The organism is Paraburkholderia sp. CI3 (genome assembly GCF_050436505.1).
Classification (GTDB): domain Bacteria; phylum Pseudomonadota; class Gammaproteobacteria; order Burkholderiales; family Burkholderiaceae; genus Paraburkholderia; species Paraburkholderia tuberum.
The window spans coordinates 4225451-4249926 of sequence record NZ_JBNDMI010000004.1; the positions used below are offsets into that span (position 1 = coordinate 4225451).

Consider the following 24476-nt stretch of genomic DNA (forward strand, 5'->3'; position numbering starts at 1 on the left):
CATCCGTTGGCTCAGTCCGCGCTCGAAGGTCGGACGAACGGTGGAAAAGTGCGCCACCGCGCAGTTTACCGAAAGAGTACCGCCCGGCGATACCTGAGATTGCAGCGACGCGGCACAGTCCGGCACCGATTCTTCTAGAATCTGGGGAAACTTCGCCAGGAGGGCATACACATGGACATGGGAATCGCAGGACGCCGCGCGCTGGTTTGCGCGGCGAGCAAAGGTCTGGGACGCGGCTGCGCGGAAGCGCTCGCCGCCGAGGGCGTCGACCTGACGATCGTCGCGCGCACCGCCGAAACGCTCGAAGCGACCGCCGAGGCGATCCGCAAGCAGAGCGGTGTCGAGGTGAAGACCGTCGCATGCGACATCACCACGCCTGAAGGGCGGGCGGCCGCGCTCGCGGCCTGCCCGCAGCCGGACATTCTCGTCAACAACGCGGGCGGTCCGCCGCCGGGCGATTTCCGCAACTTCACGCACGAGGACTGGATCCGCGCGCTCGAAGCCAACATGCTGACGCCGATCGAGCTGATCCGTCAGACCATCGACACGATGAGCGCGCGCGGCTTCGGGCGCATCGTCAACATCACGAGCTCGGCGGTGAAGGCGCCGATCGACGTGCTCGGTCTGTCGAACGGCGCGCGCTCCGGCCTGACCGGTTTCGTCGCGGGGCTCGCGCGCAAGGTCGCGCCGACCGGCGTGACGATCAACAACCTGCTGCCGGGCCTGTTCGACACCGACCGTATCGCGGTCACGTTCGAGGCGCAGGCGAAGACGCACAACATTTCGATCGACGAAGCGCGCAAGCAGCGCATGAAGACGATCCCCGCCGGCCGCTTCGGTAATCGCGAAGAATTCGGCCGCGCCTGCGCGTTCCTGTGCAGCACGCACGCGGGTTACATCACCGGGCAGAACTGGTTGATCGACGGCGGCGCCTATCCTGGTACGTACTGAGCTGGTACGTACTGAGCAGGCACGTACCGAGCCGCCGCGCGCGAACGACACCCGTCACATTACAACAACGATAGTCACAACGGTTTGAGGAGCCTTACGTCATGAGCACCCGCATAGCGCTGATCGCGCACGATCACAAGAAGGACGACATCGTCAAACTGGCCGGCGAATACGTCGACACGCTCGCGCGCTGCGAGATCGTCGCAACCGGCACGACCGGCGGACGCATCAGCGACGCGCACGGCCTGACGGTCGAGCGCATGCTGTCGGGCCCGCACGGCGGCGACCTGCAGATCGGCGCGCAGCTCGCCGAAGGGCGCGTCGACATGGTGATTTTCCTGCGCGACCCGATGACGCCGCAGCCGCACGAGCCGGACATCAACGCGCTAGTGCGCGCGTGCGACGTGCACAACATTCCGTGCGCGACGAACATTTCGACCGCCCGCATGGTGCTCGACGTGCTGACGCTGCGCCTGTCCGGCGAGGCGTGAGCGCGCGCGTCGCCGCATCCACATCCATACAGATGAAGGAGACGTGATGGTCAAGGCAATCCGTTTCGACAAAACCGGCGGCCCCGAAGTCATGAAATGGGTCGACGTCGAGGTGGGCGAGCCCGGCGCGGGCGAGATCCGCATTCGCCAGACGGCGGTCGGCCTCAACTACATCGACGTGTATTTCCGCTCCGGTCTGTATCCGCTGCCGCTGCCGGGCGGGCTCGGCATGGAAGCGGCCGGCGAGGTCAGCGCGGTGGGCCCCGGCGTGACCGGTCTGAAGGTCGGCGATCGCGTCGGGTATGTCGCGCGGCCGCCCGGCGCGTATGCGCAGGAGCGCGTGCTGCAGGCCGCGCTGGTCGTCAAGCTGCCCGATGCGATCAGCGACGAGCAGGCCGCGTCGGTGATGCTGCAAGGCTTGACTGCGCAATATCTGCTGCGCCGCACGTATCGCGTGAAGGCCGGTGACACGATCCTCATTCAGGCCGCAGCGGGCGGCGTCGGCCTGCTCGTGTGCCAGTGGGCGAAGGCGCTCGGCGCGACGGTGATCGGCACGGTCGGTTCCGACGAGAAAGCCGAGATCGCGAAAGCGCACGGCTGCGATCACGCGATCGTCTATACGCGCGAGAACTTCACGAAGCGCGTACGCGAGATCACCAACGGCGCGGGCGTGCCGGTCGTCTACGATTCGATCGGCAAGGACACCTTCGAAAAATCGCTCGACTGTCTCGCGCCGCTCGGCCTGTTCGTGAGCTTCGGCAACGCGTCGGGTCCGCTGCCGCCGATCGACTCGTCGGAATTCGCGGGACGCGGCTCGCTGTTCTTTACACGACCGACGCTCTTCACCTATATGGCGAAACGCAGCGACTACGAGGCGATGTCGGCCGAGCTGTTCGACGTGCTGAGCTCGGGCAAGGTCAAGACCAGCATCAATCAGCGCTATGCGCTGCCGGACGTCGGGCAGGCACATGCGGACCTCGAAGGGCGCCGCACGACGGGGTCGACGATCCTGCTGCCATAAAAAGTGTCAGCGCGGCCTCGGGCTGCGCTGCACGTCATCCATCAGGGCCGTTTCATCGCGAGATGAAACGGCCTTGTCCGTTTACGCGATTTTTACGCGCACCCCGCGATCTTTGACCAGCTCTTTAGGCCGATCGGCATACCGTTCTATCCATCCAAAGTCCGTGAATGGAGAACGAGAATGGATGTGCTGTATGTCGGGGGCCTGGCGCTGTTTGCCGTGCTGACCTTTGGGCTGATTGGCGGCTGCGAGAAGCTGATGCAGTTGCGCCGCGGACAAGGAGCGCGCTGATGACCTGGATGCTGTGGCTGGCCGGCGCGTCGACCGCGCTGCTGTTCGTTTATCTCGTGTATGCGCTGCTGCGCGCGGAGGACATTGAATGAACACGAACGATGTCCTGCAGGCGAGTCTTTTTATCGTCGTGCTACTGGCCGCCGCGGTGCCGATGGCGAGCTATCTCGGCGCCGTGATGGACGGCAGTTCGCGCGTGGTGCGCTTCGGCGCGCCGCTCGAACGGCTGCTTTACCGTATCGCGGGCGTCGATCCAGCGGCGGAAATGGGCTGGAGGCACTACGCGGTCGCCACTCTCGCATTCAACGTGCTCGGCGCGGCGTTCCTGTACGTGCTGTTGCGCGTGCAAGGGTGGCTGCCCGGCAATCCGCAGCAGTTCGGCGCGATGTCGGTCGACAGCGCCTTCAACACCGCGGTCAGCTTCGTGACCAACACCAACTGGCAGGACTACACGCCCGAGCAGACCGTCGGCTATCTGACGCAGATGCTCGGCCTGACCGTGCAGAACTTCCTGTCGGCGGCGACCGGCATCGTCGTCGTGTTCGCGTTGATGCGCGGCTTCGCGCGCCATACCGCGCAGACGATCGGCAACTTCTGGGTCGACATCACGCGCGTGACGATGTACGTCCTGCTGCCGATGGCGGCGATCATCGCCGCACTGCTGATGAGTCAGGGCGTGATCCAGAACTTCAAGGCATATCAGGAGGTGCCGACGCTGCAGACCACCACCTACGCCGCTCCGAAGCTCGACGCGCAAGGCAATCCGGTGAAGGACGCGAAGGGCGATCCGGTGATGCTCGACACGCCCGTGAAGACACAGACCATCGCGATGGGCCCGGTCGCGTCGCAGGAAGCGATCAAGATGCTCGGCACCAACGGCGGCGGCTTCTTCAACGGCAACTCCGCGCATCCGTACGAAAACCCGACGCCGTTCTCGAACTTCGTGCAGATCATCTCGATCCTGATCATCCCGGCGGCGCTCGCGCTCGTGTTCGGCCGCGTGATCGGCGACCGGCGGCAGGGCGTCGCGGTGCTCGCGGCGATGACGATCGCGTTCGGCGTTTGCGTGTTTGGCGAGATCAGCGCCGAGCAGAGCGGCAATCCCGCGTTCACGGCGCTCAACGTCGATCAGTCGGCGAATGCACTGCAGGCGGGCGGCAACGCGGAGGGCAAGGAAACGCGCTTCGGCATCGCGCAGTCGGGCATCTTCACGGTCGCGACGACGGCGGCTTCGTGCGGCGCGGTCGACAACATGCACGATTCGTTGACGCCGCTCGGCGGCCTGTATCCGATGCTGCTGATCCAGCTCGGCGAAGTGATCTTCGGCGGTGTCGGTTCCGGCATGTACGGGATGCTCGTGTTCGCGCTGCTCGCGGTGTTCGTCGCGGGACTGATGATCGGGCGCACTCCTGAATATGTCGGCAAGAAGATCGAGGCCTACGAGATGAAGATGGTGTCGATCGTCGTGCTGCTCACGCCGCTGCTCGTGCTGGTGGGCACTTCGATCGCGGTGCTCAGCGCGGCGGGCAAGGCCGGCATCGCAAACCCCGGTGCACACGGCTTCTCCGAGATCCTCTATGCGTTCAGCTCGGCGGCGAACAACAACGGTAGCGCGTTCGCGGGTCTCACGGTGAATACGCCGTTCTACAACTGGCTCACCGCGATCGCGATGTGGTTCGGGCGCTTCGGCACGATCGTGCCGGTGCTCGCGATCGCCGGTTCGCTCGCCGCGAAGAAGCGCATCGCCGTCACCGGCGGCACGCTGCCGACGCACGGACCGCTGTTCGTCGTGCTGCTGCTCGGCACGGTGCTGCTGGTCGGCGCGCTGACCTACGTCCCGGCGCTCGCGCTCGGTCCCGGCGTGGAGCATCTGATGATGATCGGCGTGCAGTGACCCACGGCAGTGACCCACGGCAGCGAGCCAACGACCGAACAGGCGCTTGCACACCGCAAGCCTGCAAGCGCCCACGGACATTCGAGGATTCAATGACTGAACATAACGCTACCCGGTCCATGTTCGACCCGGCGCTGCTGCGCCCGGCGATCGTGGACTCCTTTAAAAAGCTCACGCCGCGCACGCAGTTTCGCAACCCGGTGATGTTCTGCGTGTACGTCGGCAGCATCCTGACGACCATTCTGTGGATCGCCGCGCTCGGCGGTCAGGCCGAGGCGCCCGCGGGCTTCATCCTCGCGGTCACGCTGTGGCTGTGGTTCACGGTGCTGTTCGCGAACTTCGCGGAGGCGCTCGCCGAAGGCCGCTCGAAAGCGCAGGCCGCGTCGCTGCGCAGCGCGAAGAGAGACGTGATGGCGAAGAAGCTCAACGAGCCGCATCCGAAGTCGCCGATCCGCATCACGACCGCGACCGATCTGCGCCGTGGCGACGTCGTGCTGGTCGAGACCGGCGACGTGATCCCGGCCGACGGCGAAGTGATCGAGGGCGTCGCTTCGGTCGACGAATCGGCGATCACCGGTGAATCGGCGCCGGTGATCCGCGAGTCGGGCGGCGACTTTTCGTCGGTGACCGGTGGCACGCGGGTGCTGTCGGACTGGATCGTCGTGCGCGTCACGGCCAATCCGGGCGAGGCGTTCCTCGACCGCATGATCGCGATGGTCGAAGGCGCGAAGCGTCAGAAGACGCCGAACGAAATCGCGCTCACCATCCTGCTCGTCGCGCTGACCATCGTGATGCTGCTCGCCACCGCGACGCTGCTGCCGTTCTCGATGTTCTCCGTCGAAGCCGCGAAAGCGGGCCACGTGGTGACGATCACCGCGCTCGCCGCGCTGCTCGTGTGTCTGATCCCGACGACGATCGGCGGCCTGTTGTCGGCGATCGGCGTAGCCGGGATGAGCCGCATGATGCAGGCGAACGTGATCGCGACCTCGGGCCGTGCCGTCGAAGCGGCCGGCGACGTCGACGTGCTGCTGCTCGACAAGACGGGCACGATCACGCTCGGCAACCGCCAGGCGTCGCAGTTTCTGCCGGCGCCGGGTCTGACCGAAGAGGCGCTTGCCGATGCCGCGCAGCTGTCGTCGCTCGCCGACGAAACGCCGGAAGGCCGCAGCATCGTCGTGCTCGCGAAGCAGCGCTTCAATATCCGTCAGCGCGATATGGCCTCGCTGCATGCGGTGTTTCTCGCGTTCACGGCGCAGACCCGCATGAGTGGCGTCGATCTCTCCCCCCAGGGGACTTCCTCCGGGGCGCCGAACCGTGAAATCCGCAAGGGCGCGGCCGATGCGGTCAAGCACTACGTCGAAGCGAACGGCGGCCGTTTCCCGAACGAAGTCAGCAACGCGGTCGCCGATGTCGCGCGACGCGGCAGCACACCGCTGGTGGTCGCCGAGAAAGGCGAGCAGGGCGCGCGCGTGCTCGGCGTGATCGAGTTGAAGGACGTCGTGAAGGGCGGCATCAAGGAGCGCTTCGCCGAGCTGCGCAAGATGGGCATCAAGACCGTGATGGTGACGGGCGACAACCGCCTGACCGCCGCCGCGATCGCGGCCGAAGCGGGCGTCGACGACTTCCTTGCCGAGGCGACACCCGAAACGAAGCTCGCGACGATTCGCGCGCATCAGGCCGAAGGGCGTCTGGTCGCGATGACCGGCGACGGCACCAACGACGCGCCCGCGCTCGCGCAGGCCGACGTCGCGGTCGCGATGAACACCGGCACGCAGGCGGCAAAAGAGGCCGGCAATATGGTCGACCTCGATTCGAATCCGACCAAGCTGATCGAGATCGTCGAGATCGGCAAGCAGATGCTGATGACGCGCGGGTCGTTGACCACATTCTCGATCGCCAACGACCTCGCCAAGTACTTCGCGATCATCCCGGCCGCGTTCGCGTCGACGTATCCGGCGTTGAACGCGCTGAACGTGATGCATCTGGCGACGCCGACCTCGGCAATCATGTCGGCGGTGATCTTCAACGCGCTGATCATCGTGCTGCTGATTCCGCTGGCGCTGAAGGGCGTGCGCTATCGCGCGCTAGGCGCTGCGATCCTGCTGCGCCGCAATCTGCTGATCTATGGCCTTGGCGGGATCATCGCGCCGTTCATCGGCATCAAGCTGATCGATATGGTGCTCGCCGCGTTCGGCTGGGTTTGAGCGCGCAGCGCGTCATTACGCCACAACCAGAAGTGATGAAAAGGGAAAGAGACCCATCATGAAAAATCTGTTCCGTCCGCTGATCGTGATCTTCGCGGTGCTGACCGCGATCACAGGACTCGCCTATCCCGCCGTGATGACCGCGTTCGGCCAGGCGGCGTTCCACGAACAGGCCAACGGCAGCCTCATCGAGCAGAACGGCAAGGTGGTCGGCTCACAGCTGATCGGCCAGCAGTTCGACGCGCCCCAGTACTTCTGGGGCCGGCTGTCGGCGACGAGCCCGATGCCGTACAACCCGCAAAGCTCGGGGGGCTCGAACCTCGGGCCGACCAACCCGGCGCTGCTCGACGAGATCAAGGGCCGTCTCGCGGCGCTGAAGGCGGCGGGCACCGACATGTCGAAGCCGGTGCCGGTCGATCTGGTCACGTCGTCGGGCAGCGGGCTCGATCCGGAGATCAGTCCGGCCGCGGCCGCGTATCAGCTCGAGCGGGTCGCGCAGGCGCGTCATCTCGCGCCGAACGACGTGCAGGCGCTCGTCGAGCGCTACACGACGGGGCGCCAGTTCGGCGTGCTCGGCGAGCCGCGCGTGAATGTGCTGAAGCTCAATCTCGCGCTCGATGAAATGAAGCGTGGCTGACACTGAACGCAGCGACGACGCACCAGCCGCAATGGCGGTTCATCGATGAAACAGCGGCGTTTCGCGTGGCGCCGCGCCGCCATTTGCGGGCCGGCGCGGGCCGTGCCACCATGCAGACACCGCCGCTCGTACGACTATCAAACCCACTGAGCATGAACCGCCCCGACCCTGACCAACTGCTCGACAAGCTGCAGCGCGACGAAGAAAAACGCCAGCGCGGCCGGCTGAAGGTTTTCTTCGGCGCGTCGGCCGGCGTCGGCAAGACCTATGCGATGCTGCAGGCCGCGAGCCGCCGCCAGCAAGAAGGTGTCGACGTGCTGGTCGGCATCGCCGAAACGCACGGGCGCAGCGAAACCGCCGCGTTGCTCGCGGGGCTCGACGTGCTGCCGCTCGCGCAGATCGAGTATCGCGGCCGCAAGCTCGGCGAGTTCGATCTCGACGCCGCGCTCGCGCGCAAGCCGCAACTGATCCTCGTCGACGAACTCGCGCATTCGAACGTGCAGGGCGCGCGTCATCTGAAGCGCTGGCAGGACGTCTACGAACTGCTCGACGCGGGCATCGACGTTTATACGACCGTCAACGTGCAGCACCTGGAGAGCCTGAACGACGTGGTCGGCCAGATCACCGGCATCCGGGTGTGGGAGACCGTGCCCGATCGCGTGTTCGATCATGCCGACGAAGTCACGCTCGTCGATCTGCCGGCCGAGGAACTGCTCGACCGCATGCGCGACGGCAAGGTCTACATGGCGCAGCAGGCCGAGCGCGCGGTGCGCAACTTCTTTCGCAAGGGCAACCTGATCGCGCTGCGCGAACTCGCGCTGCGCCGCACCGCCGATCGGGTCGACGCGCAGATGCGCGAGTACCGCGCCGATCGTTCGATCCAGCGTATCTGGCAGGCGCGCGAGCGGCTGCTGGTGTGTGTCGGTCCTGGTCCCGAAGCGCCGGCGCTGGTGCGCTCGGCGGCGCGCCTCGCCGCGAGCCTGAAGGCCGACTGGCTCGCGGTCTATGTCGAAACGCCCGCGTTGCAGCGCCTGCCCGACGCCCGACGCGAACGCACGCTGAACGCGCTGAAGCTCGCCGCCGAACTCGGCGCCGAAACCGCGACGCTCGCCGCCACCGATGCGCTCGACGCGTTGATTGGTTACGCGCAGGCGCGCAACGTATCGAAGCTGGTGGCGGGCGCATCGTCGCGCACGGGCGCGAGCCGCTGGCTGCGCCGGCCGCTGGGCGAGCGCATCGCCGAGAAGAGCGGCGATCTCGATCTCACGCTGATTCGCGTGTCGTCGGAGCGCGACGGCGGCGAGCAGCGGCGGCTGTTGAACACGACCGCGAACGCGTGGCGCGAGGCGTTGAGCGCGGCCCGCGAGCGTCGCTCGCCGCCGCGCGCGTACGCGTTCGCGCTCGCGATCGGCGCGGCGATCACGTTGCTGTCGAGCCAGTTGATCGACCGCATCGATCTGACCAACCTCGTGATGTTGTATCTGCTCGGCGTGATCTTCACCGCGGTGAAGCTCGGGCGCGGGCCCGGTGTCGTGCTGTCGTTCGCGAGCGTCGCCGCGTTCGATTTCTTCTTCGTGCCGCCGCGCATGTCGCTGTCGGTCTCCGACACGCAATACCTGCTGACGTTCTTCGGCATGCTGCTGACCTCGCTCGTGATCAGCCATCTGACTTCGAGCCTGCGCCACGAGGCGAGCGTCGCGCGACGCCGCGAGCAGCGCACCGGCGCGATGTACGAGATGGCGCGCGAGCTCGCCGCGGCGCTCGCGACCGAGCAGATCGTCGGCATCGGCACCCGGCACGTGAGCGAGGTGTTCGGCGCGCGTGTGGCGATCCTGCTGCCCGACAGCGCCGACCAGATCAAACAGAAGATCGAGGACCCCGACGCGGCGATCACGCTCGAAGGCGACGCGCTCGATCTCGACGTCGGCCAATGGGTCTACGATCAGCAGAAGCCGGCCGGCCACGGCACCGATACGCTGCCGGCTGCCGCGGCGCTGTATCTGCCGCTGAAGGCGCCGATGCGCACGCGCGGCGTGCTCGCGGTGGTCGTGCGTGACGAGCGCGAGCTGACCGTGCCCGAACAGCGCCGCATGCTCGATGCGTTCGCCGCGCAGATCGCGCTCGCGCTCGAACGGGTGCACTACGTCGATATCGCGCGCGATGCGCTCGTCAACATGGAGTCGGAGCGGCTGCGCAATTCGCTGCTGTCGGCGATTTCGCACGATCTGCGCACGCCGCTGACGACGATCGTCGGGTTTTCGTCGATGCTCGCGCAGGGGCGGCAGGCGGGACAGGGGCGGACAGAAGGCGAGGTGAATGCTTCTTTGCGGACCGACGCGCAATCCGCCGCGCGGCGTGACGACGAACTCGTCGACGCAATCCACGAAGAAGCGCTGCGCATGACCGGCATCGTCACGAATCTGCTCGACATGGCGCGCTTGCAGGCCGGCAGCCTGCAACTGAACCAGCAATGGACGCTGCTCGAGGAGACCGTCGGCGCCGCGCTGCGCGCGTGCAAGCGTGTGCTCGCGGATCATCCGGTGCAGGTTACGCTGCCCGCCGATCTGCCGCTGCTGCATCTCGACGCGGTGTTGATGGAGCGCTTGTTCTCGAACCTGTTCGAGAACGCGGCCAAATACACGGCGTCCGGCACGCCGCTCGCGATCGGCGCGCAGCAGATCGACGCGGACGGCACGCCGTTCGTGCGCGTCACGATCGACGACAACGGCCCCGGCCTGCCCGCCGGCATGGAAGCGCGCGTGTTCGAGAAGTTCACGCGCGGCGAGAAGGAGTCGGCGAAACCAGGCATCGGCCTTGGGCTCGCGATCTGCCGCGCGATCGTCGAGGCGCACGGCGGTACAATCGGCGCGCTCAACCGGCTGGCCACGGATGGCCACGTCGAGGGCGCGCGCTTCTGGTTCACGCTGCCGGTCAAGACGCCGCCCGACGCACCCGAGACGTTTGATACGCTCGAAGACGAAGGCGCAGCCACCGACACCGACCTCAACCCGCTCACCCGCCCCGCCCATGAGTGACCTGAGCATCACCGTCGTTCTGATCGAAGACGAGAAGCAGATTCGCCGCTTCGTGCGCACGGCGCTCGAAGGCGAGGGCATCGCCGTGTACGACGCCGAGACCGGCAAGCAGGGGCTCGTCGAAGCGGCGACGCGCAAGCCCGATCTGGTGATCGTCGATCTGGGCCTGCCCGACACCGACGGCCTCGACGTGATCCGCGAGCTGCGCGGCTGGAGCGAGCTGCCGGTGATCGTGCTGTCGGCGCGTACCCAGGAAAGCGAAAAGGTCGCCGCGCTCGACGCCGGCGCCGACGATTACCTGACCAAGCCGTTCGGCGTGTCCGAGTTGCTTGCGCGGATCCGCGCGCATCTGCGGCGGCGCAATCACGGCGGCGCGAACGAATCGCCGCAGGTGCGCTTCGGTGCGGTCACCGTCGACCTCGCGCTGCGCCAGGTTACGCGCGACGGCGCCGCGGTCCATCTGACGCCCATCGAATACCGGCTGCTCGCGACGCTCGTGCGCCATGCGGGCCGCGTGCTCACGCACCGGCAGTTGCTGCGCGACGTGTGGGGGCCGTCGCACGTCGAGAGTCACCACTATCTGCGCATCTACATGGCGCATCTGCGCGGCAAGCTCGAGCGCGATCCGGCGCAGCCGGAGCATATCGTCACGGAGACCGGCGTCGGGTACCGGCTGGTGGGCGCGGTGTGAGTTCGTCCGCGATGCCGCTTCGTTATAATCTCCCGACGTAAGGACGACCTTGCGCCTGCATCAATCATCGGGGACGGCCCCATTTTTCATGGAGCTGTGTCGATGTCCTGGTTTCTTCTCCTGATTGCCGGTCTGCTCGAAGTCGCGTGGGCGGCCGGTCTCAAAACTTCCGAAGGTTTCACCCGCTTGTGGCCGTCCATCTTCACGGTCGTGACCGCGCTCGGCAGCTTCGTGCTGCTCGCGCTCGCGATGCGCCAGTTGCCGCTCGGCACAGCCTATGCTGTTTGGACAGGGATCGGCGCGGTCGGGGCGTTCATCTTCGGCGTCGTGATGATGGGCGAGGCGTTGACGGTCGCGCGCGTCGCCAGTGCGTCGCTGATCGTGATCGGCCTCGTCGGCCTGAAGCTGTCGTCGGGGCACTGACCGGGCGGCCACCTCCGCTCGGGGCGCGGCCGCCATTGCCTGCAAGCCACAGCGAAGGCTTCGCCGCTCTACGTTCTGCGAATTATCGTAGCTATAATGAGACAGAAACGACCTTGAGATTGCCCGCGGCCTGGCTGGCGCGGCCAGCTTGGCGAGCCTGATGGCTTCGGCGCGGAACGCCCGGTCGTTCCCGCCGCGGCGCCTGGCACGCACTGAACGCGTGGAGGCGGCCATGCTTGAATCACTTTCACTTGCAGCGGGCCTTTCATGGGGCAGCGGTCTGCGCCTCTATCTGACGGTCCTCCTGGCCGGCGTGTTCGAACGTCTTGGCCTGATTCACTTGCCGAACACATTGTCCGCGCTGTCATCGCCATGGGTGATCGGTGCGGCGGCCGTGCTGACGCTGGCCGAATTCCTCGCCGACAAGATCCCCGCGTTCGATTCGCTGTGGGATGCGATCCACACCTTCATCCGCATTCCGGCCGGCGCCGTGCTGGCCGCCGGCGCGCTCGGCCACGCCGATCCGACGCTGCTGAGCGTTGCCGCGCTCGCGGGCGGCACGCTCGCCGGCACCGCGCATCTCGCGAAGGCGGGCACGCGCGCGCTGATCAACCTGTCGCCGGAGCCGGTGTCGAACGTCGTCACGTCGACCGCCGAGGACGGCCTCGTGGTCGGCGGCGTACTGCTTGCGCTGTTCGTGCCGCTCGTGTTTCTGGTCTTGATGGTAGGCTTCCTGCTGCTCGCGGCGTGGGCATTGCCGCGATTGTGGCGTGGCGTGCAGGGCGGTTTTCGCGGCATGGCCACGCACATGGTGTCGCGATTTGCGAGGAGCAGGCACGATTGAGCGAAGCACTACCAGGATCCAAGGCGGGTTCAAGAACGCGCGCCGACACGAGACCGGCGCGGCGGCTTGGCGGCATCGATCTGTTGCGCCAGGCCATGCGGATGACGGCGCGCGACTGGCGCGCGGGCGAACTGACGATGTTGCTGCTCGCGCTCGTGCTGGCGGTCGCGGCGTTGTCGAGCGTCGGGTTTCTGGGCGATCGGCTGCATCAGGGGCTCGAGCGCGATGCGCGGCGCATGATCGCCGCCGACTTCATCGTGCGCGCCGATCATCCGGTCGATCCGCAATTCGCCGCCGAGGCGCACGCCCTAGGCCTGCGCACCGCCACCACGGCGATCTTTCCCAGCATGATCAATTCGACCGGCGCGCAGCCGGCGTCGCGGCTCGCCGCCGTCAAGGCGGTGTCGCCCGGCTATCCGTTGCGCGGCGCGCTGCGCATCGCGGCGGCGCCGGGAGCGGCCGATCATCCGGCGACGTCGATTCCGGCGCCGGGCACCGTGTGGGTCGACCAGCAGTTGCTCGACGCGCTGAAGCTGAAGATCGGCGATACGGTGAAGGTCGGCAATCGCAACTTCACGGTCGGCGCGCTGATCACGCGCGAGCTCGATCGCGGCTTTTCGTTCGTCAACTTTTCCCCGCGCCTGATGCTGAATGCCGCTGACGTACCGTCGACGGGCCTGATCACCTATGGCAGCCGCGTCACGTACCGGCTGCTGGTCGCCGGTTCAGACGACGCGGTCGCGCGCTTCGCGCAGTTTGCGCATGAGCGCGTCGACGGCGGCAAGCTGCGCGGCGTCGCGCTCGAGTCGCTGCAGGACGGCCAGCCGCAGGTGCGTCAGGCGCTCGATCGCGCGGGCCATTTTCTGACGCTCGTGTCGCTGTTGACCGCGCTGCTCGCGGCCGTCGCGATCGCGATGGCCGCGCACCGCTATATGCGCCGGCATCTCGACGGCTGCGCGGCGATGCGCTGTCTCGGCGTGAGCCAGGCCGCGCTGCGTGCGCTGTTCACGCTCGAATTCGTCGGGCTGGGCGTACTCGGCGGCGTGCTCGGCGTGGCGCTCGGTTATCTCGGGCATCTCGCGCTGCTGACGTGGCTCGGCGGCCTGATCGACGTGGTGCTGCCGCAGCCGACGCTGTGGCCCGCGCTCGAAGGCATCGCGGCCGGCCTCGTGCTGCTGCTGGGCTTCGCGCTGCCGCCGCTGTTGCCGCTCACGCGCGTGCCGCCGGTGCGCGTGCTGCGGCGTGAATGGGGCGAGGAGGGACGCACTGCGTGGGCCGCCTACGCGCTCGGCATCGTGCTGTTCGCGGGGCTGCTGATACTCGCCGCGGGGGAATTGAAGCTCGGGGGCATCGTCGCGGGTGGATTCGCGGGCGGGCTGCTGGTGTTCGCCGGCATCGCGCGGCTCGCGTTGTGGGGCGCGGCGCGCGTGGTGCGCAGCGAGCGCGTCAATGCGGGCATCGGCTGGCGCTATGCGCTGGCGTCGCTCGAGCGGCGCAGCAGTACCAGCACGCTGCAGATCACCGCGCTCGGCATCGGCCTGATGTGCCTGCTGCTGATCGCGATGACGCGCAACGACCTCGTGCAGGGCTGGCGCAAATCGACCCCGCCCGATGCGCCCAACGAGTTCATCATCGACATCCAGCCCGATCAGCGCGACGCGGTCACGCAGTATCTGGACACGCACGGCATCGCCGGCGCGGCGCTGTCGCCAATGGTGCGCGGGCGGCTCGTCGCGATCAACGGTAAGGCGGTCAATCCGGATTCGTTCAAGGGCGAGGATGCGCGGCGACTGGTCGACCGCGAGTTCAACCTGTCCTACACGACGCAACTGCCCGACGACAACCGGATCGCCGCGGGAACCTGGTTCGGCGAGACGACGAAGCCGCAGATCTCGATCGAGCAGGGTCTCGCGAAGCTGATCAACGTGAAGCCCGGCGACGTGCTGCGCTTCGACGTGACGGGGCTGACTGTCGAGGCGCCGGTGACGAGCGTGCGCAAGCTCGACTGGGGTTCTTTCAAGGTCAACTTCTTCGTGCTGATGCCGCCGGTTTCGTTGCAGGATTTTCCGGCGACGTTCATCACGAGCTTCCATCTGCCGGTGGACAAACAGTCGACGATCGATGGCCTGATCGCCGCGTATCCCAATCTGACCGCGATCGATACCGGCCCGATCCTCGCGCAGGTGCAGCGCGTGTTGCAGCAGGTGATCGGCGCGGTGCAATTCCTGTTTGCGTTCACGCTCGCGGCCGGCGTGCTGGTGCTGTACGCGGCGCTCGCCGGCACGCGCGACGAGCGTATGCGAGAATCCGCGCTGCTGCGTGCGCTGGGCGCATCGCATCGTCAGGTGCGGGCGGTGCAGGTGGCCGAATTCGTCGCGGTCGGCGCGCTTGCCGGCCTGATGGCGGCGCTCGGCGCGCAGATCGTCGGCTCGATGCTGGCCACGCACGTGTTCGAGTTTTATCTGGACTTCGATCCGTGGCTGCTGCCGGTGGGCATTGCGGCCGGCATCGCGTGTGCCGGTGTCGGCGGGTGGCTGAGTTTGCGGCATGTGTTGGCGCGGCCGGCGCTGCAGTCGCTGCGCGACGCGTGAGTTTTCCTGGTGATGTCTTTTTGCTGTTGAGCAGGGTATGAGCGATTTGAACGACGAAGTGTCCTCGGACAAGCCGACGGCCTTCGAACTGGTGGGTGGCGAGACGCGGGTGCGCGACCTGGTCGACCGGTTTTACGACCTGATGGATCTCGAGGCGGATTTCGCCGGGATTCGCGCGCTGCATCCGGCGTCGCTCGAGGGGTCGCGCGACAAGCTATTCTGGTTTTTGTGCGGCTGGCTCGGCGGTCCCGATCATTACATCGGCCGCTTTGGCCATCCCCGTCTGCGCGCGCGGCATCTGCCGTTCGCGATCGCGTCGAGCGAGCGTGACCAGTGGTTGAGGTGCATGGCATGGGCGATGGAGGATGTCGGCTTGCCGGAACCGCTGCGCGAGCGCCTGCTCGGCTCCTTCTTCGAAACCGCCGACTGGATGCGCAACCGCAATGGCTGACACGCCGCCGCACGCCACCTCGGCACCGTATTCGGTCGAAGCCGACCATGCGGCGCTCGCGCCGCGGGCGCGCGAGGTTCTCGACTGCTGGTTCGGTGCGCCGGGCACGCCGGAGCACGGCACGGAGCGCAAACTCTGGTTCAAGCGCGATGACGCCGTCGATACGATGCTGCGCGAACGTTTCGGTAACCTGATCGATGCGGCGAACGCGGGTGAGCTCGACGCATGGCAGAGCACGCCGTTGGGTGCGTTGGCGCTCGTCATCGTGCTGGACCAGTTTTCCCGCAACTGCCATCGCAATACGCCGCGCGCCTTCTCGACCGACGGCAAGGCGCTGCAAACCGCGCAACGGATCATCGCGAGCGGCGCCGATCGGCTGTTGCCGGACGTGCAGCATCGCGCGTTCGCGTATCTGCCGTTCGAGCACGATGAAACGCTCGCGAGCCAGCAGGAGTCGCTGCGTCTGTTCAAACAGCTTGCGGCGGAGCCGGGCGGTGACGGCTACTATCAGTACGCGCTGCGCCACGCGAAAGCGATTGAACGATTTGGCCGCTTTCCACATCGCAACGGGTTGCTCGGACGTGAATCGAGCGACGAGGAGATCGCGTTCCTGCGCGAGCCCGGTTCGTCGTTCTGAATCGACGCGGACGCGCGCGAGACACTCGGCCGGCGCGACGCGTTGCGCGGCTCTATTCGTCGCCGTGCAGCTTGCCCGCCATCGGCGTGCGCACGAAGACGCGCAACAGCTCATCCGAATCGCCCGGTCGCGCACCGGACCAGAACAGCCGCCATTCGCCGGCCGGCGGCCGCGCGTTGTCGCGGCGGCTTTCCTCGATCAGCCAGGTGCAGGCGGTCGTGCGCGGATCTTCGCTCGGCTGATGCACGATGCCCGTGTAGTAGAAGAGCATCGGCGCTTCGGATTCGCCGAGTCCGGCGCTTGCCATGCAGTCGCCGTCGTTCCATTCGATATCCATCTTCGCGCCGAGGTCCCGGAACACCGAGCGGTAGCTTTTCGCGTAGTCGAGCCACGGCAGCAACAGCGTGCTGACGAGCCCCCAGACGAGCATCGCGCCTGCGCACCAGCTGAGCGCGCCGCGCCATTTGCCCGCGTACTTGAACGACGGCAACAGCCACAGCCAGCCGATCGTCAGCAGCAGCGCGCCGACGATCAGCGCGGGCGAAATCGGCAGCACCCAGTCGAGCGGCAGCCAGCGGCCGAGCAGATGCAGCGACGCATGCGTGCTCGCGGGGGTCGTCATGATCGACCAGACGATCCACACGAGCACGGCCGCGCTGCCGAACAGCACTCGGCTAGTCATATCCCAGCCGGTATGCAGGCGCGCCGGCAAACGTTCGACGCCCTGCATCGCGACCAGCGCGAGCGGCGCGATGAACGGCAGGATGTATAGCTCGCGAACCGTCGCCGAGCTTTGCAGCACCGCGAAACCGATACCCGCGAACAGCACCGGCAACGCGACGCCCGGATCGCGCGAGCGCCGCCATGCGCCACCGGCGAGCGCGGCCAGCGCGAGCGGTACGACCGGAAAGCCGACGCTCAGCACGGTGCGCAGCACGAACAGGTGGCTCTCGTTTTCGGAGCCGAGCTCGGCGACCGAAAAACCGAAGAAACGCCCGACGTTGTTATCCCACAGCCACACCTTGAAGAGTGCCGCTGAGCGCAGGTAGAAGCAGATCGGCCAGATCAGCGCGAACGGCGCGCAGACGAGCGCGGCGAGGACGAGCGCGCCGGCGAAGCCGCGGCTGCGGCATGCGGGATAGAGTAGCAGCGCCGCGCAGGTGGTGGCGCCGAACACGAGCGGTACGAACAGCCCCTTGGCGAGCAGCGACACGCCGACGCCCGCGCCGAACATCGTCGCGCCGCTGATGATCGCGTGACGCCGCTCGCGGGCATCGAGCGGTTCGGTGTGCCGGGCGGCTTGCGAGTGCATCGGTAAATACGACGCGGCGCGCGGGTCGTCACGCAGATGCACGAGTACGAGTTCGAACAGTCCGCAAAAGCCGAGCGCGGCGCCGGCCATCAGCGCGACGTCGGTCATCATGTCGTGCACGTGCTTGACGACGACGAGCGTGCCGCCGAACAGCGCGAGCGTGCCGATCACGCGCAGGTCGAACCAGCTCGACGCAGCGACCGCGCGACGCGCGACCCGCGCGGTGCAATACACCGTCAGGCCCGCGAACAGCGCACTCGCGAGCCGTGCCGCATCGTGCAGCGGCAGATAGCGGCCGAACATCCACGCGAGGCCCGTGGCGACCCAATCGTAGATCGGCGGCTTTTCGACGAAGGGCTGGCCGGCATTGGTCGGCACGACGAGGTCGCCGGTATCGAGCATGTGCTGGACGATGCCGAATGTGTAGGTTTCGTCCTGCTTCCACGGTTCGTGGCCGAGAATGCCGGGGGCGAGCCACGCGCACAGGATCGCCAGCGCGACCAGCCACAGCAGCGGGCGGATCGCCGCGAGCGCGCGCCAACGCTGCAGGCCGCGCGTTGCGCGGTCGGCAGAACCGGCGGAGCCCGATGGATGGGCGGTGTCGGCGCTGTATACCGCTGCGGCCGAAGCCGCGGGGTCCCCGGCCGCCGGCTGGCTCTGCGCGCCGGCAAACGGGTGCGCGGTGCCGGCGGAAAGCGAAGCCTCGTGCGCGCCACCTGCTGGAGCGGCCGAGGTCGGGGCCGTCGCGTTGGCACTGTGCGCGCGCCAGCGCGTGGACTGCTTGTGTTGCATGGAAGTCTCTGGTCAGCGTACGCGGCGGCGTTGGCCTCGTACTTATGCTTTGCTTACGTCGCCTGCGGATGCATACGATCTGGTCGATTGTAGCGCCGCATTATTACTGAAGATTACACACGAACGAACGCGCGCGCATTCGATGCGCGGCGGTGCCGGTTTCATGAGAAATCGACCAGGGTTCGTGGGGAAAGAGGAGAGGGGGGAGCGGGCTGGAAAGGCGCGGCCGTAGTGGACCGCGCCAAGTGTTTAAGGCTTGCGCCGCGTTGCGTGCGGCGTTCGCTCAGCGGCCGCCGGCGACGTCGAACAGCGCGCCCGTCACGTACGACGACGCGTCGCTGAGCAGCCACACGATGGCCTCGGCGACTTCTTCGGCGCGGCCGGGGCGGCCGAGCGGCGTGGTCGCGCCCAGTTGCGCGGCGCGCTCGGGCTTGCCGCCGCTCGCATGGATCTCGGTGTCGATCAGGCCCGGACGCACCGCGTTCACGCGCACGCCCTGCGGGCCGAGTTCTTTCGCGAGGCCGAGCGTCATCGTGTCGATTGCGCCTTTCGACCCCGCATAGTCGACGTATTCGTTCGGCGAACCGAGCCGCGCCGCCGCCGACGAAACATTGACGATCGCGCCGCCCGCGCCGCCCCGCTGGGTCGACATGCGCCGTGCCGCTTCCCGTGCGCACAGATAGGCGCCGAGCACGTTGACGTCGAACACGCGTTTCAGACGCGCGAAGTCCATATCGGCGAGCTGGCTCGACCGCGCGACGATACCCGCGTTGTTGACGAGCGCATCGATGCGGCCGAAGGATTGCTGCAGCGTATCGAACATGCCGGTCACGTCGGCTTCGTTCGCGACATCGCCGGCGATCGGCACCGCGCGGCCGCCTGCGTGTTCGACCTCTGCGACCGTCTGCTGCGCGGCGGCGAGGTCACGCACGTAGTTCACGCCGACGCACCACCCGCGCGCGCCAAGCAGACGCGCGGTGGCACGGCCAATGCCGCGGCTGCCGCCGGTGATCAGAACAGCTTTCGTCATCGCAACCTCGTCGCTGGGGTGGTGCGTGCGCGGCGCGCTTCGCTCGGGTTCGGCGGACCCGCGATTCAGATCGCGTCGCTTTGGACCGCCGCCCATTTGTCGCGCGCGGGCGGCGCGTAGCGTTGCAGCTTGCCGATCAACGCGAGCGGATCGGCGTCGATCTGCAGCATGTCGAGATAGGTCTTGCGCAAGAAGCCTTCGTCGACCGTGTGCTGAAGCAGGTCGATCAGCGGCGCGTAGAAGCCGTCGGTGTTCAGGAGTGCAACCGGTTTGCCGTGGTAGCCGAGCTGCGCCCACGTGAAGACCTCGAACAGCTCCTCGAGCGTGCCCGCGCCGCCGGGCATCGCGACGAACGCGTCGGACAGCTCGGCCATCATCTTCTTGCGATGATGCATGTCCGGCACCACGTGCAGTTCGGTCAGGCCGTTATGCCCCACTTCCTTGCTGACGAGCAGTTCGGGAATCACGCCGATCGCGCGGCCGCCTTCGGCCATCACGGTATCGGCGATCACGCCCATCAGCCCCACCTTGCCGCCGCCATAGACGAGCGCGAGATCGGCCTCGACCAGCGCACGGCCGAACGCGCGCGCCGCCTGCGCATACAACGGTTTGGCTCCCATCGAGGAGCCGCAATAGACACACACCGACTTCATGCTCAACTGTCCTTCGATTCGTTGCGAGGCGCGGCGCCTTCACGCGGCGGCAGGTAGTCGTAGAACTCGCGCTTGGGCAGCGTGCCCGATACGAGGTCGTCGAACAGCTGCCGCGAGCGGCCGCGGAGGTAGGGCGCCATCAGCGAGACGATCTGCACGCTGACCTGATGCAGCTCTTCGCGGATCGCTTCCTGCTCGTTGTATTTGCGCGGATTCATCACGAACTGATATGACAGCCAGTACGTGCCGATCACGCCGACGTTGGTCGCGATCACCTGCATTTCCTGCGGCGTCGCGACCATTTCGCCGTCGGCCACGAGCTGTTCGCAGAACTGGCTCGCGAAGCGCACCTTATGGCTGATGATCTGCTTGAAGTGCGTCTCGAGCGTGCGGTTGCGCGCGAGGAGGTCGTTCAGGTCGCGGTACAGGAAGCGGTAGCGCCACGTGAAATCGACCATGTACTGCAGATACGACCACATCTCGTCGATGGTTGCGCGATGGTCGTCGGGGAAACGCAGACGCTTCTCGATCTCCTGCTCGAACTGGCTGAAGATGCTGTTGATGATGTCGTCTTTGTTGCGGAAGTGGTAGTACAGGTTGCCTGGGCTGATTTCCATTTCCTCGGCGATCGTCGTCGTCGTGACGTTCGGCTCGCCGATTTCGTTGAACAGCTTCAACGACAGTTCGAGAATCCGTTCGCGCGTGCGGCGGGGAGGTTTGGCTTCCATGTCGTCCGGCCCTGGTTATGCCGGGCTGGGCGCGTGGCGGCGTGCCGCTGCTGCGTGTTCCACCCGGATGCAGTTGGTATATTGAGCTCTCCCGAACCCGCCGACACGCGGCGGGCCCCCCGAAAGGGCAGGATGAGGCGAGGCGCGGATCCGTTTGCGCGAGCGCTTTCCTGTGAGACCGTTAAACGATTATAAACCGAGCGTTCTAATACCCAACCGCCTGCGCGGATTTTCATTCTGTGGGGCGTGGCGAAGCGTGCGCTTCAACCCGCATCGAACCTCAAAGCCACCCGCGAACCCAGCCGACGACCAGCGGCCCGACGATGACTCCCCACGTCATCACACACATGCCGAGCGCGACCATCACGGCCGCACTGCCGAGATCCTTCGCGCGGCGCGACAACTCGTGACGTTCGAGCGAGATCCGGTCGATTGCCGCTTCGACGCTCGAGTTGAGCAGCTCGACGATCAGCACGAGCAGCACCGAGCCGAGCAGCAACACGCGCGACACGGGATCGACGGGCACCACGAGGCCGCACGGAATCAGGATCGCGGCCAACGTGAGTTCCTGACGAAATGCGCTTTCCTCGCGAATCGCAACGCGAAAACCGGCCAGCGAGTTTTTCATCGCGTGCCATGCGCGCGTGAGGCCGCGGTTGCCTTTGTAGGGGTTGAAGGGCAGCGGGGCGAGCGGATCGTCGGGGCTGAGCGGTTCGTTGGGGGCGTCGTGGCTTGCGTCGCGAGTCGTGTCTTGGGTGGCGTCAGGTTGCACGCCACCCGCGACGCTGGCGCGGCCGGTCGTGGTCCTCGCGCCGTTCACCCGATGCACGGTATCCGCATGCCCGGTCATACCCGGCTCGCGTACGTCGTCGAACGGTTCGATGCTGGTGGTGTCGCGGGTGGACTCGACGGCGCGCAGTGCGCCGTTCGACGCGCCTTCGGCGCTGGATCGACTGCTTCGCATGGATGGCTCCGCGCGCCGCATCACGCAGCGGCGCTTTCCTCACGATACGCCGTGTCGCGCAGCGGCTTCAGATGCGCGGCGAATTGTGCGGACGCCGCTGCCCACGAGAAGCGCTCGGCCCATGCGCGCGCATGCAACCGATCGATCTTCAGCGCCTCCAGACACGCTTCGCGCAGATCCTCGTGCATTGCACCGGCGCCGCCGTCGCCGAGCACGTCGATCGGGCCGGTGACCGGATAAGCGGCCACCGGCGTGCCGCATGCGAGCGCTTCGAGCAGCACGAGTCCGAACGTGTCGGTGCGGCTCGGAAACACGAAGACGTCGGCGGCCGCGTAGACCTTCGCGAGTTCGGCCTGCGACAGCACGCCCAGATAGTTGACCTGCGGATAGCGCGACTTCAGTTCGGCGAGCGCCGGACCTTCGCCCGCGACCCACTTCGAGCCGGGCAGGTCGAGCTGCAAGAATGCCTCGACGTTCTTCTCGACCGCCACGCGTCCCACGTACAGGAAGATCGGCCGCGCGGTGTTGAGCACCTTCGAGTCCATCGGACGGAAGATTTCGAGATCGACGCCGCGCGTCCACAGCACGACGTTCGTGAAGCCGAACTTCTCGAGGTCCTGCTTGACGACGGGGGTCGGCGCCATTACCGCGAGCGACGGCTTGTGGAACCAGTGCAGAAACCTGTAGGTCGCCGCGAGCGGGATGCGAAAGCGCGCCTGCACGTACTCGGGAAAGCGCGTGTGATACGCGGTCGTGAACGGCAGCTTGTGTTCGAGCGCATACGCGCGCGCGGCCATGCCCAGTGGACCTTCGGTCGCGATGTGCAACGCGTCGGGCGCGAAACGGTCGATGCGCTCGCGCAGCCGGCGGCGCGGCAGCAACGACAGGCGTATCTCCGGGTAAGTCGGGCACGGGATGGTGCGGAATTCGAGCGGCGTCAGCAGATCGACCTGATGGCCGAGCGCGGTGAGTTCGCGCCGGGTGTTCTTCAGCGTGCGTACGACACCGTTGACCTGCGGCTCCCATGCGTCGGTGACGATCATGATCTTCATCGCGTTGTTCATCGCTGCGGGCCCTGTGGAAGTGGAGAGTGGAAGTGCTCAGGCAGTGGCGCGGGCTTTTTGCGTGCCCGCCTGGGGCGCGCGCAGCGCAGTCCAGAAGATCACCTTGAGCTCGCCTTCATAAGTCTCGACGAGCGCCGACAGACTCTCGACCCAATCGCCATCGTTGCAATAGAGCACGCCATCGATCTCGCGCATCTCGGCCTTGTGGATGTGGCCGCAGACGACGCCGTCGCAGCCGCGGCGACGCGCTTCGTCGGTCATTACGCGTTCGAACGACGAGATGAAGTTGACCGCGTTCTTGACCTGATGCTTCAGGTATTGCGACAGCGACCAGTACGGAAATCCGAGCTTGCTGCGAATGCGGTTGAACCAGCGGTTCAGCACGAGGATCATCGTGTACAGCGTGTCGCCGAGATAGGCGAGCCATTTCGCGTGCTGGATCACGCCGTCGAACAGATCGCCGTGCACGATCCACAGCCGCTTGCCGGCGAGCGTCGTGTGGAACGCTTCGCCGCGTACGTGGATGTCGCCGAACGCGAGGTCGCAGAACTGGCGCGCGGCTTCGTCGTGATTGCCGGGCACGTAGATGACCTGAGTGCCTTTGCGCGCTTTGCGCAGCACTTTCTGCACGACGTCGTTGTGCGCCTGCGGCCAGTACCAGCCTTTCTTCAACTGCCAGCCGTCGATGATGTCGCCGACGAGGTACAGGTACTCCGATTCGTTGTGGCGCAGGAAGTCGAGCAGATATCCCGCCTGGCAGCCGCTCGAGCCGAGATGGATATCCGAGAGCCAGATCGTGCGATAGCGATGCGGATCGTCGTGGCCGTCATCGGGATGATCGGCGTGGGCATCGAGTGATGGCGTCGCGGGCAGCGGCAGGCCGTGTTGAGTAGAACCCGGAGCGGGCCGGAACGCGACGGGGTCGACGCTCGGTCCGGTTTGACGAAACAGGGAAGTCGCGGACGTATTGGGGTCCATGGCTCACGCGTCGAGTGGCGGTGCCCGTATTGGGCCGGGTGCGCGTGACTTCGGCGTGACAGTCATGAGAAGTTCTTATTACGGAGGGGCCTTGGCGGGGCCTGTTTTTTCGTTGTTCTGGCTTGGTTGGCCTTTCCTTGTTGGCTTATCGGTCTATTAGCGTTGCCCCTGTGCGGGGCGGCACCTACTTTCTTTGCTGCTGCAAAGAAAGTAGGCAAAGAAGACAGCTCAAACCGCCAACTCTTAAGCGGGTCTCCTGGCTTGGAAGGGGTAGTGGTGCATCTGGAATCCGGGCCCCCGCACATTCCCCGTTCGTGACAAAGCCATCATCCGCTCCCACTCCGCACTACGTGCGTCGCGGACGGGTCTGCCTGGGAAACCAACGGCTTTGCCCGCGCGGCGGGGACCCTCGGCTGCGCCTCGGCGACGCGCCGAAACAACCAGTGGTTTTTGAGCGGGGATTCGGCGTGCGTAGCGCCGCCGGAAGAATGACTGCCTTGTCACTAGCGCGGAATGTGCGGGAGCCCGGATTCCAGATGCACCACTACCCCTTCCAAGCCAGGAGACCCGCTTAAGAGTTGGCGGTTTGAGCTGTCTTCTTTGCCTACTTTCTTTGCAGCAGCAAAGAAAGTAGGTGCCGCCCCGCACAGGGGCAACGCTAATAGACCGACAAGACAACAAGGAGAGGCCAACCAACCCAGAACAACGAAAAAAGCCCCGCCCTGCAAGGGGCAACGCCAATAGACCGATAACAAAGCAAGGAAAGGAGGACAACACCGCATTCGGCCCATCGC

Annotated in this window: 22 protein-coding genes; 15 read left to right on the forward strand and 7 right to left on the reverse strand. The window is 66.3% G+C overall.

What is annotated here, in order from left to right; genetic code table 11:
• Window positions 1-171 precede the first annotated feature (171 nt).
• The 15 genes from OKW29_RS40880 to OKW29_RS40950 all read left to right on the forward strand — a co-directional run bounded on the left by OKW29_RS40880 (window position 172) and on the right by OKW29_RS40950 (window position 16161).
• Entirely contained in the window at window positions 172-951 is a 780-nt protein-coding gene (locus tag OKW29_RS40880) for an SDR family oxidoreductase (protein WP_090803723.1), read from the forward strand.
• A gap of 101 nt (window positions 952-1052) precedes the next feature.
• Window positions 1053-1442, forward strand: a complete 390-nt coding sequence (locus OKW29_RS40885) for a methylglyoxal synthase (RefSeq protein ID WP_013088898.1) — start codon at window positions 1053-1055, stop codon at window positions 1440-1442.
• 46 nt (window positions 1443-1488) lie between these two features.
• A complete protein-coding gene (locus OKW29_RS40890; protein WP_429294873.1) occupies window positions 1489-2463 on the forward strand; it encodes a quinone oxidoreductase family protein in 975 nt (324 codons plus the stop codon).
• 180 nt (window positions 2464-2643) lie between these two features.
• A complete protein-coding gene (locus tag OKW29_RS40895) occupies window positions 2644-2754 on the forward strand; it encodes a hypothetical protein (RefSeq protein ID WP_018431541.1) in 111 nt (36 codons plus the stop codon).
• A complete protein-coding gene (kdpF, locus tag OKW29_RS40900; RefSeq protein ID WP_013088901.1) occupies window positions 2754-2846 on the forward strand; it encodes a K(+)-transporting ATPase subunit F in 93 nt (30 codons plus the stop codon). Before OKW29_RS40895 ends, kdpF begins: the two co-directional genes overlap by 1 nt.
• Window positions 2843-4648 carry a potassium-transporting ATPase subunit KdpA gene (gene kdpA, locus OKW29_RS40905; protein ID WP_184072018.1) on the forward strand — a complete coding sequence of 602 codons (1806 nt, stop codon included), beginning with the start codon at window positions 2843-2845 and terminating at the stop codon, window positions 4646-4648. Before kdpF ends, kdpA begins: the two co-directional genes overlap by 4 nt.
• Before the next feature lie 92 nt (window positions 4649-4740).
• A complete protein-coding gene (kdpB, locus tag OKW29_RS40910) occupies window positions 4741-6852 on the forward strand; it encodes a potassium-transporting ATPase subunit KdpB (RefSeq protein ID WP_429294874.1) in 2112 nt (703 codons plus the stop codon).
• A gap of 58 nt (window positions 6853-6910) precedes the next feature.
• Window positions 6911-7489, forward strand: a complete 579-nt coding sequence (kdpC, locus tag OKW29_RS40915; RefSeq protein WP_184021726.1) for a potassium-transporting ATPase subunit KdpC — start codon at window positions 6911-6913, stop codon at window positions 7487-7489.
• 152 nt (window positions 7490-7641) lie between these two features.
• Window positions 7642-10524: a DUF4118 domain-containing protein gene (locus OKW29_RS40920; RefSeq protein ID WP_429294875.1), complete on the forward strand. Its 2883-nt coding sequence runs from the start codon at window positions 7642-7644 to the stop codon at window positions 10522-10524.
• Complete coding sequence (gene kdpE / locus OKW29_RS40925; RefSeq protein WP_176109149.1) at window positions 10517-11215, forward strand: two-component system response regulator KdpE; 699 nt, start codon at window positions 10517-10519, stop codon at window positions 11213-11215. Before OKW29_RS40920 ends, kdpE begins: the two co-directional genes overlap by 8 nt.
• A 102-nt stretch (window positions 11216-11317) precedes the next feature.
• Window positions 11318-11638 (forward strand): quaternary ammonium compound efflux SMR transporter SugE, encoded by a 321-nt coding sequence (gene sugE / locus OKW29_RS40930; RefSeq protein ID WP_184072024.1) that lies wholly within the window; start codon window positions 11318-11320, stop codon window positions 11636-11638.
• Window positions 11639-11870: 232 nt separating this feature from the next.
• A complete protein-coding gene (locus OKW29_RS40935; RefSeq protein WP_090805650.1) occupies window positions 11871-12482 on the forward strand; it encodes a DUF4126 domain-containing protein in 612 nt (203 codons plus the stop codon).
• A gap of 101 nt (window positions 12483-12583) precedes the next feature.
• The gene (locus OKW29_RS40940; protein WP_429295022.1) at window positions 12584-15073 is read left to right on the forward strand and encodes an ABC transporter permease; all 2490 of its coding nucleotides are present in this window, start codon (window positions 12584-12586) and stop codon (window positions 15071-15073) included.
• Between the two features lie 37 nt (window positions 15074-15110).
• Window positions 15111-15524 (forward strand): group II truncated hemoglobin, encoded by a 414-nt coding sequence (locus OKW29_RS40945; protein ID WP_184021737.1) that lies wholly within the window; start codon window positions 15111-15113, stop codon window positions 15522-15524.
• Window positions 15517-16161, forward strand: coding sequence for a DUF924 family protein (locus OKW29_RS40950; RefSeq protein ID WP_429294876.1), 645 nt, complete (start codon window positions 15517-15519; stop codon window positions 16159-16161). The genes OKW29_RS40945 and OKW29_RS40950 overlap by 8 nt, the downstream gene beginning before the upstream one ends.
• 52 nt (window positions 16162-16213) lie before the next feature.
• Here the strand turns inward: OKW29_RS40950 and OKW29_RS40955 are convergent, their stop codons facing one another.
• The 7 genes from OKW29_RS40955 to OKW29_RS40985 all read right to left on the reverse strand — a co-directional run bounded on the left by OKW29_RS40955 (window position 16214) and on the right by OKW29_RS40985 (window position 23682).
• Entirely contained in the window at window positions 16214-18265 is a 2052-nt protein-coding gene (locus OKW29_RS40955; RefSeq protein WP_429294877.1) for an ArnT family glycosyltransferase, read from the reverse strand.
• Between the two features lie 283 nt (window positions 18266-18548).
• On the reverse strand, window positions 18549-19295 hold the full coding sequence (locus OKW29_RS40960) for an SDR family oxidoreductase (protein WP_429294878.1): 747 nt from the start codon (window positions 19293-19295) through the stop codon (window positions 18549-18551).
• Window positions 19296-19360: 65 nt separating this feature from the next.
• Entirely contained in the window at window positions 19361-19948 is a 588-nt protein-coding gene (locus OKW29_RS40965; protein ID WP_184021749.1) for a TIGR00730 family Rossman fold protein, read from the reverse strand.
• Window positions 19949-19950: 2 nt separating this feature from the next.
• Window positions 19951-20676 (reverse strand): TetR/AcrR family transcriptional regulator, encoded by a 726-nt coding sequence (locus tag OKW29_RS40970; RefSeq protein ID WP_018419991.1) that lies wholly within the window; start codon window positions 20674-20676, stop codon window positions 19951-19953.
• A 280-nt stretch (window positions 20677-20956) separates the two neighbouring features.
• Window positions 20957-21640: a diacylglycerol kinase gene (locus tag OKW29_RS40975; protein WP_429294879.1), complete on the reverse strand. Its 684-nt coding sequence runs from the start codon at window positions 21638-21640 to the stop codon at window positions 20957-20959.
• Window positions 21641-21660: 20 nt separating this feature from the next.
• Window positions 21661-22692: a glycosyltransferase family 4 protein gene (locus OKW29_RS40980; protein WP_429295023.1), complete on the reverse strand. Its 1032-nt coding sequence runs from the start codon at window positions 22690-22692 to the stop codon at window positions 21661-21663.
• Window positions 22693-22740: 48 nt separating this feature from the next.
• Entirely contained in the window at window positions 22741-23682 is a 942-nt protein-coding gene (locus OKW29_RS40985; protein WP_184072037.1) for a UDP-2,3-diacylglucosamine diphosphatase, read from the reverse strand.
• Window positions 23683-24476: the final 794 nt, after the last annotated feature.